At 43.5% G+C, this 8,338-nt stretch carries 7 protein-coding genes and 1 pseudogene; 5 read left to right on the top strand and 3 right to left on the bottom strand.

The genetic code is table 11. The features are described 5' to 3' along the window. Together PX484_RS12100 and PX484_RS12105 are read left to right on the top strand one after the other, a co-directional pair. Window positions 1–223: pseudogene (locus PX484_RS12100) on the top strand (recombinase); the annotation flags it as partial. A 120-nt stretch (window positions 224–343) separates the two neighbouring features. Continuing rightward, the gene (locus PX484_RS12105; protein WP_287664705.1) at window positions 344–907 is read left to right on the top strand and encodes a DUF4334 domain-containing protein; all 564 of its coding nucleotides are present in this window, start codon (window positions 344–346) and stop codon (window positions 905–907) included. On the opposite strand, the gene PX484_RS12110 is transcribed toward PX484_RS12105, so the two are convergent. From PX484_RS12110 to PX484_RS12120, 3 genes are all read right to left on the bottom strand, one after another. Continuing rightward, complete coding sequence (locus tag PX484_RS12110; RefSeq protein ID WP_149975709.1) at window positions 886–1,308, bottom strand: M67 family metallopeptidase; 423 nt, start codon at window positions 1,306–1,308, stop codon at window positions 886–888. The genes PX484_RS12105 and PX484_RS12110 overlap by 22 nt on opposite strands. Window positions 1,309–1,395: 87 nt before the next feature. Then, a complete protein-coding gene (locus tag PX484_RS12115) occupies window positions 1,396–2,658 on the bottom strand; it encodes a glycosyltransferase (RefSeq protein ID WP_287664709.1) in 1,263 nt (420 codons plus the stop codon). A gap of 77 nt (window positions 2,659–2,735) precedes the next feature. Next, window positions 2,736–3,731, bottom strand: coding sequence for a formylglycine-generating enzyme family protein (locus PX484_RS12120; RefSeq protein WP_002799989.1), 996 nt, complete (start codon window positions 3,729–3,731; stop codon window positions 2,736–2,738). Between the two features lie 87 nt (window positions 3,732–3,818). On the opposite strand from PX484_RS12120, the gene PX484_RS12125 reads away from it, so the two are divergent. From PX484_RS12125 to PX484_RS12135, 3 genes are all read left to right on the top strand, one after another. Then, on the top strand, window positions 3,819–5,159 hold the full coding sequence (locus PX484_RS12125) for an ArnT family glycosyltransferase (RefSeq protein WP_287764988.1): 1,341 nt from the start codon (window positions 3,819–3,821) through the stop codon (window positions 5,157–5,159). Between the two features lie 174 nt (window positions 5,160–5,333). Continuing rightward, window positions 5,334–7,043 carry a 2-succinyl-5-enolpyruvyl-6-hydroxy-3-cyclohexene-1-carboxylic-acid synthase gene (menD, locus tag PX484_RS12130; RefSeq protein WP_002799986.1) on the top strand — a complete coding sequence of 570 codons (1,710 nt, stop codon included), beginning with the start codon at window positions 5,334–5,336 and terminating at the stop codon, window positions 7,041–7,043. A 190-nt stretch (window positions 7,044–7,233) separates the two neighbouring features. Beyond that, the coding region (locus PX484_RS12135) for a hypothetical protein (protein ID WP_288104019.1) at window positions 7,234–8,338 on the top strand (1,105 nt) is incomplete at its 3' end.

An 8,338-nucleotide genomic window follows, 5' to 3' on the forward strand; every position in this document is an offset into this window, starting at 1 on the left:
AGAAGCTAAAGACGGGGTAGATATGGTCGGTGACTTTTTGGGTTATTGGTTTATCAAAAAGGCCCTGTGGGCCAGTCAATCAAGCCTCAAGGCTAACGCAGGTAGTCTGAAAAAGTTCTACACTTTCTTACTGGAAAAAGGTCTAATAAATAAAGATGATTTGCGAGAACTTAAAGAAACCATCAAGGAAGAAATGAGTGAATGGCTGGAAACCCTAGAGTGATACGATGACCCATTGAGTGAAGATATGTGGGATGTTTGGTGATTTTAGCCGAGGGGCAATCCCCGACCCTCTGGCTGGGCAGCTATAATATCATTGTCAGGACACAATAAGAGCGAGACAATGGAAACATTAGAATTAGAAAGCTGCCAGTCGATTCTTAAAGCTGGTCAAACGACCACCGAAAGAGCGTTAGAATTGTTTGACGCTCTCGAACCCGTGAGTTTAGACTTTATGCTCGGTGTTTGGCAAGGTTCTGGACTTGAGACAAATCACCCAATGGATGGTTTATTAGAGGCATCTAATTGGTATGGTAAAGAATTTGTCGATACTGAGAATGTCCACCCCCTGTTATTTTTAGATGGTCAGGGAAAAATTTTTAAGGTGGCACCCAATCCCACGGCCATGAACTGGATTTTGAAGCTGCCGATACTGAAAAATAATTCTCTGAAACCTTTGCTGATGCTGACCAACTCCTTGCTGAAAACAGAGACAAGTCAGGCTAGACTGCGAATGATGGAATATCGCGACAAAGTTAGCGCCACGATGATTTATGATTATTTGCCGATTAATGACTCTTTTCGGAAAGTAGATGATAATACGGTGCTGGGAATTATGGATTTTAAAAACTTTCCCCAGCCTTTCTTTTTTGTTCTCAAGCGATGTCAAAAACATTTTAATTCTTGAGGTTCGATTTGAAATTGTTCGCGCTCGTCCAGTTGCCAAGCTTGTAAATCGATCGCCCGCCCTGAAACTACGGAGACAATTAAATAAGTATATCCTGACCAGGCTAATTGGCGATCGATTTCCGAGGGAATGGCGGCATGATCTGGATGAGAATGATAGATACCAATAATTTCTAGCTGGTTTTCCCGCGCCGATTTTTGAGCTTGTAAAAGCACTTCTGGGGCAATACTAAAGCGGTTTCTTTTATTGCCTGACCAGTTATTTTCTGTTGCTTGTATGCTGATAACTTCGGCTGCTGTCTCGGTAATTTTTCCTAGGAGTAACCCACAACATTCTTCGGGATAGGTAGATTCTGCGTGGGTGAAAATAGACTGGTAAATTTGGTCTGTAATCAGGATCATAGGCTGGAGTAAGCGGGGATCAAATGCTATGGACAACAGGGTAAGCGCATCTCAATTTTGGCCCACCATTTTTTTGCTTCTAGCTGGCTATTTTGTCACCCGCCAACTGAGTTTAAGATTAACCCAAAAGTTCCAAACCGTGACGATAGCAATCGCAATAAAGTTAGCTAGATAGCGATTGATTCCTAAACCATTAAAGAGAAGGTTGAGCAGCAAGACGTTTAAAATTAAACCAGCTAAACAGATCAAATTGAACTTGAAAAATCTTTTCCAGCGTTTATTCCAACCCCGTTGACGAGCGGATAAATCGCCAAAAGTCCAGCGATCATTCCAGATAAAATTATTAATAATTGCTAATTCGGCGGCGATGATTTTACTGCGGGTTAATCCCCAACCCAAAGCGGCGGGATCACTGAGAAGATAGAGAAAGGCCATATCGACAAAAACCCCGGTTAATCCCACTAAACCGAAGCGAATAAATCTATCTAAAGGTAGATTGACAATTGCATCTAAAAACCTTAATGGCTTTTGAGAGCGCAAACGCAGCAGATGAAAGATATATTCTAGCCATTGTTTCCAAGTTACCTTACTTTCCCCCTCTAGGCGCTCTTGGAAGACATAACCCACTTCTCCGATGGTTTCGATGCGGCCTTTGCCGATGACTTCTAGTAAAATTTTGTAACCGGTGGGATTGAGAATCGGACCGGCGATCGCTTGACGGCGGACCATAAAGTAACCGCTCATGGGATCGGAGACGCGACCGACCACCTCTGGCAGTAGAATTAAACCAAGAATTTGAGCGCCGCGGGAGAGAAATCTTCGCAGCAGATTCCACTCGCTCACTCCTCCCCCTTCGACGTGACGACTAGCAAGAGCTAAATCGGCTCCTTTTTCGATAGTTTCGAGGAGATTATAGAGAATTTCGGGGGGATGTTGCAAATCTCCATCGATTACTCCTAGTATCTCACCCCTTGACCCTTGCCAACCCCGCACCACTGCCGACGCTAATCCCTTTTCTCCCTGACGACGCATCACCCGCAGTTGCGGGTAATCCGGGGTTAATTTGCTGGCTAATTCCCAAGTGCGATCGGGACTGTCATCATCGACGATAATTAGTTCATACTGATCGGGAATTTTTCGATCGAGTAATTGACTGAGATTCTCGACTAGGGGAATAACGTTATCTCGCTCGTTATAGGTGGGAATAACTAGAGATAATTTGAGTAACTGGGGTTCATCCCTGAGAATATAACTATTATTGCTAATAATTCCTTCAATTTGCTCTAAAAAAGGGATTTGCAAAGAGCCGACGGGGGTGGTTAAAAAGGGATAGGGTGGACAGTTGGTCACTCGCTTACACTCACAGACTAAAACAGGTTTAGAGACGCACAATTTACCGGCAAAGTTGTTGAAACCAGAATTTTGAGCTAACTACTGGCGATGCGGAATCCTAATACACTATAGCGATTATCGGGGCTAAATTGGCCTCGACTAGCGGAGCGACATTCCCTCAATTCTGTCCCCCAACCACCTCCACGCAGGACGCGATAACGATTGCCGGTGCTATTAGGATCGGCCGGCCATACTTGGTCATCGTTGGGAGCATTTTTATAGTTGCGATGCCAAGGATCGGCACACCATTCGTATAAACTGCCGTGTAAATCGTATAATCCGAAGGCATTTGGGGGAAAACTACCTACAGGGGTGGTTTTAGCTCGAAATTCGCTCTCTCTTTCCACTGCATAGGGAAATTTAATGGCATAGTAGTTAGCGAATTCACTGGTAAGGGTGGCACCAAAGTAGAAGGGTGTGGTAGTGCCGGCACGACAAGCATATTCCCATTGTGCCTCGCTTGGGAGCCGATAGTTTCTGCCGGTGGCCCTGGCAAGTCGCTCGCAAAACTCGATCGCATCATACCAAGAGATGCTATCGACGGGTAAGTTATCCCCTTGGAAGTGGGAGGGATTGGGGTTTAAATCGCGGTTAATTTTGGGGATATTAGCGACAATTTGCCATTGTTTTTGGGTTATCGGGTATTTACTCAGGTAAAAACTGTTCACCTTGACTAAGCGCTGGGGTTTATCACTACCGGTAAAGTCTCCTTTTTCTCCGTCCGGTGTCCCCATGATAAAAGTGCCAGCAGGGATAGCAATCATCTCTAATCCCGCAAGGGTTTCGCTGTAGTATTCGGCGCTGCGGGAATTGCGCTCGATCACGAAACCGCTAGGATCGAGAGTAACGGTTTCAAAGGAAAAGCTTTGTCGGGGGGGAAAAGAGGAATTTTGGGGGGGTTGCGGGGGGATGATTGCTGTAGCGGTGGAGGGGGAAACAATATTTTTTCTATCTAGAATCGCTGCCAGGCCGACTCCTGCACCGATCAGACTGATCCACTGGCAAAATTTACGTCTGTTTACTTTAATCATCCCGATTTTTCTGTCATTATCACCCCATCCATTATACCATTAAATTCTGACTATTATTTGGTCACTGCCCCTTGTCCTTAATAATCGATGCCCAGCTTTTTGACTGTCCATAAACATTGGTTGATTGGAGCAATTATCACCTTTTTAGGTGCTTTTTTGCGAATCTATAATTATGATTCTTTGCCTCCAGATAATTGGACTTCTGATGAATATGCTTTTGCTTGGAGTGGCATGAGTTTATTACAAACGGGTATCCCCACCAGTTGGTCATGGTTAAGTCCCACGGATAATTTTCCTACGGTGGTTTGGGAAGCGAAAAATATCCGTTATCGTTTGGTTACTCCCTGGTTTGATCATCCTCCTTTATTTGGTTTATTGGTGGGTTTATTTGCTCTTTTAGGAGGGGCAAAAACTTTTTTTGATTGCAGTTTAACTATTATTAGAGTCCCTTCTTTATTCTTAGGTATTGCTTCTATAGTTTTGGTCTATTTACTCGCTCTCAAGTTAAGTAATTTATCGATCGCTATAATCGCTAGTTTAATTTATGCCACCAATCCCAATACAGTTTTTCTATCTCGATTAGCTATTAGTGAAAATTTAATGATTATTTTCTGCTTATTTATCATCTTACTGTATTGGCAATACTATCAAACTAAGCAGAAAAAATATCTCTACATTGCCGCTTGTTTAGCTGGTTTAGCCTGTTTAGTCAAGGTAACAGCCATTTATTTAGTAGTATTATTAATTGTCCTCTTGATTTACGAAAAGCAAGGACGAGAAGCCATTTATGTGACTGCGATCAGTGCTTTCTTTTTCTCTCTCTATTTTCTCTACGGTGCTATCTACGACTACGATTTTTTTCGTAAGATATTTCAAGAACAATCCCTGCGTTTTGAGGACTTTAACTTTGTCAAATATCTAACCACTCCTACGGTATTTTTCGAGGATGGTTGGTTAATTTTTAGCTGGTTAACCCTCTTACCCTTTCTCAGAAAAAATCCCGCTAGTCCCCAAGTTAGATTACTCGCTTTACCGGTAATCCTCTACACCTTAATTTTAGTTGCCACGGGAGCGCAAAGTCACTTTTTTACTTGGTATATGATTCCTTTTTATCCGTTTATGTTTATTATTCTAGGCATCTTTCTTGATGATTTTCGCCAGGAAACTGACGGATTAACTGCCTCAATTATTTTTATCTTTCTGGGAGTTTGGTCGATTCATCTCAACTTGACAGCATGGATATTAGCTTCTCCCTACGGTCGCTATTATTTTATGATCGGTACGGCAGCAATTCTGGGAGTATTCTATCTCAAGGATATCTTTGGTCTCTTTAAAAAATTCTGGATCGATCGCTTTACTTTCCTGTTATTCTTGGCCCTGCTGGCAGCTAATATCAATGTGGTATTAACCTATAAATTTTCTGGTTAAAACTTGGCGAGAAGGAACCCCGAAAAGGGATAAATTGGCCTGGGAATCGAGAGTAAACTTAACTAGGATCACTGACTCAGGAATAACTTATTCTTGGCCAGTTCCAGCCAATGTTAAATTTATTAATAGACTCTTTAACTTATTGTCCCCTAACCTTTGCCACTGAATTGATAAATGTCGATCGATTTTCGCAATCTTAATACACTTTGGGGTTCTATTTTAGTCGAAACATTGGCCCGTTTGGGATTGACGATAGGGGTGGTTTCTCCCGGATCGCGCTCGACTCCTTTAACGATAGCCTTGGCAAGACATCCCCAGATTGAAGCTATTCCCATCTTAGACGAGCGCTCGGCCGCTTTTTTTGCCCTGGGATTAGCCAAACAATTATATCAACCGGTGGTTCTAGTCTGCACTTCCGGGACCGCCACGGCTAATTTTTATCCCGCAGTCATTGAAGCAAAAGAAAGTCATGTCCCTTTATTAATTCTAACCGCCGATCGCCCCCCAGAATTGCGTCATGCTCATGCCGGTCAGACTATCGATCAAGTCAAACTCTACGGTAATTATCCCAACTGGCAAGCGGAAATTAGCTGTCCTAGTGCCAATATCGAGCGTTTACGCTATCTCCGTCAAACTATCATCCACGCGTGGTGGCGCTGTCTTGATCCTGTCCCCGGAGTGGTGCATCTGAACTTACCATTTCGCGATCCCCTCGCACCAACTCCCGATCTAGAAATTAACAATTTAGAGGCTAATTTTGACGAAGAAGCTTTTTTTAGCCATATATCTCGGCAAAATATCGCCATTAACCACTCAATTCTCGAAATTCCTTCTTTACCCCCCCAAGGAATTATCATCGCGGGATTAGCTTCCCCGCAAAACCCCGAAAGTTACTGTCAGGCGATCGCTAATTTAGCCCGATCGCAACAATATCCCGTCTTAGCGGAAGCTTTATCTCCTCTGCGAAACTATGCAGGGTTAAATCCCCATCTCATCACTACCTATGATTTATTATTGCGGAATCCTGCCCTTAGAACCCAATTAACCCCCGATGTTGTCCTACAAATTGGCGAATTACCCACCAGCAAAGAATTACGGACCTGGTTAGAAGAAATCGACTGTCCGCGTTGGATTATCGATCCCCATCCCGATAATTACGATCCTCTACAGGGAAAAACCAGACATCTCAGGGTAAATATCGAGCAATTAGGGGATTTATTCCCAGATAAAACCGATAATAATCGAGAATATCGGCAATTATGGCACAAATTCGACCAGCAAGCCAGATTAACTATCGATCGCCTTTTGGCAGCAGAAACTAAACTGATTGAAGGGAAAATCCCCTGGCTGCTCTCCCAATACCTCCCCCCCCGCACCCCGATCTTTATCTCTAATAGTATGCCTGTTCGCTATGCCGAATTTTTTAACCCGCCTAGCGATCGCCAAATTCGTCCCTATTTTAATCGCGGGGCCAATGGCATCGACGGCAACCTATCCACTGCGATAGGAATAGCTTATAAAAATGTCCCCAGTCTGCTATTAACGGGAGATTTAGCCCTATTACACGACACAAATGGTTTTTTAATCAAAAAATATTTTGTTGGCTCATTGACCATAATTTTAATCAATAACAAGGGGGGAGGCATTTTCCAGATGTTGCCGATCGCCAAATTTGACCCTCCCTTTGAAGAATTTTTTGCCACTCCCCAAAATATCGACTTTTGCCAACTCTGTCACACCTACGGTATCGATTACCATTTAATCAGCGATTGGACTGATTTTGAGCAAAAAATCGCAGTTTTGCCGGAATCAGGCATAAGATTACTAGAAATATCCTGCGATCGAGCTTTTAATACTCAATGGTTCCTCAGTAATTATGTGTAGGGTGTGGGGTGTGGGAATTATGAATTATGAATTATGAATTATGAAGTGGGGTGTGGGGAGAACAAAGCTACCTATTGCAAGAGTGCCTATTGCCTATCCTGATATGTAGCTTATAATCAACGGATTTAGTATTAATTGCCTTTTTCGAGAAAGTGAATACAATGGGTGGAAAGCGAGTTAAAAAGGTCAGATGAATCGACAAAGACGGCAAAAATCAAGACAATTTTCTCTCCCTAGATATTCTATCTTTCCCTGGGAACAATGGCGATCGGGAGTGACTTCTTTGGTGATTAGCTTGGTCTTGTCCCTACTGATTTTAAAACTGAATACCTCTAGTCTCTCCACTGCCACCATAAATATTTTTAATCCCTCCACTGTGGGGGAGAATTTAGCCGGTAAGAGCCTAGATGAGTTAGAAAAGCAGAAAATCGCCGAATTTTTGCAAATTGCCCCGCCAGAAACCGAATTAACCCTCGATCGCGCTCCCTTGTTTATTCTCCACGATACAGCTTGGAGTATGACTGCGGGTAACATCGAAGAGCAGAAAAAATATGCTCGCGGTCCGATGAAATTGGGTCCGAATGTTTACATCCCCCGCAAACCGAATTCCAGGGATAGAGATATTTTAGACTCGATCGCCCGGCCTTTTTTTGAACGTCACCGTCCCACTGCCACTTTTTATGAACAAGCGGCCGAAATGCTGCCCGCAGACACCAGGGATCAATTAGTGCGTCAACTGTGGCAACTTACCCCAGAAACTATCCGCGTCAAGGGTTTTGCACTTGCTTTAGCGGGTGTTCCTTTGAGTACGCGATCGGCTCCTGAGTTAGAAAAAAGAGCGAGAATTTGGTTAAATACGCCTTCAGAAGCAGTCTTTAGGCGTTTAGTCAAAGAATATCCCACAAATTACTTTGATGGGGCAAAAAGCACCGCATTATGGGCAACAGAAGCGATTTGTCAGCAGCTATCTCACCCTAATTGCGATCGCTTGCAGCCGGTTTTTGCCGAAAGAAATCGTCGGGTTATCTCCAGCGTTAACATTGAACTGGTACAAGCGCCGGGATCCCACTGTTTGACCAAAGGACGCTTGCAACCCCTCCCCGGTTACAGCGATTTTCAATACCAACAAACGGCGAAATATTATCTCCTCGCAGCCTTACAAACGGGACAATTACCGCAAATTGTCAGCCATTTTGCCGTGGATAGTTTTCTGATTAATCAAGGAAAATATCCCCATTGTGACCCCCGGGGTTTTGATCTACAACGTCTCTACAATCTCATCAGTCAAGCTTTGG

Origin of the sequence: Microcystis sp. M49636_WE2 (genome assembly GCF_030065375.1) — a bacterium.
Lineage (GTDB): Bacteria > Cyanobacteriota > Cyanobacteriia > Cyanobacteriales > Microcystaceae > Microcystis > Microcystis aeruginosa_C.

Excerpts from the sequence above, each read along its gene's own strand:
- PX484_RS12120 (WP_002799989.1), bottom strand. The coding sequence starts at position 3,731 with ATGATTAAAGTAAACAGACGTAAATTTTGCCAGTGGATCAGTCTGATC.
- PX484_RS12110 (WP_149975709.1), bottom strand. The coding sequence starts at position 1,308 with ATGATCCTGATTACAGACCAAATTTACCAGTCTATTTTCACCCACGCA.
- PX484_RS12105 (WP_287664705.1), top strand. The coding sequence starts at position 344 with ATGGAAACATTAGAATTAGAAAGCTGCCAGTCGATTCTTAAAGCTGGT.
- menD (WP_002799986.1), top strand. The coding sequence starts at position 5,334 with ATGTCGATCGATTTTCGCAATCTTAATACACTTTGGGGTTCTATTTTA.
- PX484_RS12125 (WP_287764988.1), top strand. The coding sequence starts at position 3,819 with ATGCCCAGCTTTTTGACTGTCCATAAACATTGGTTGATTGGAGCAATT.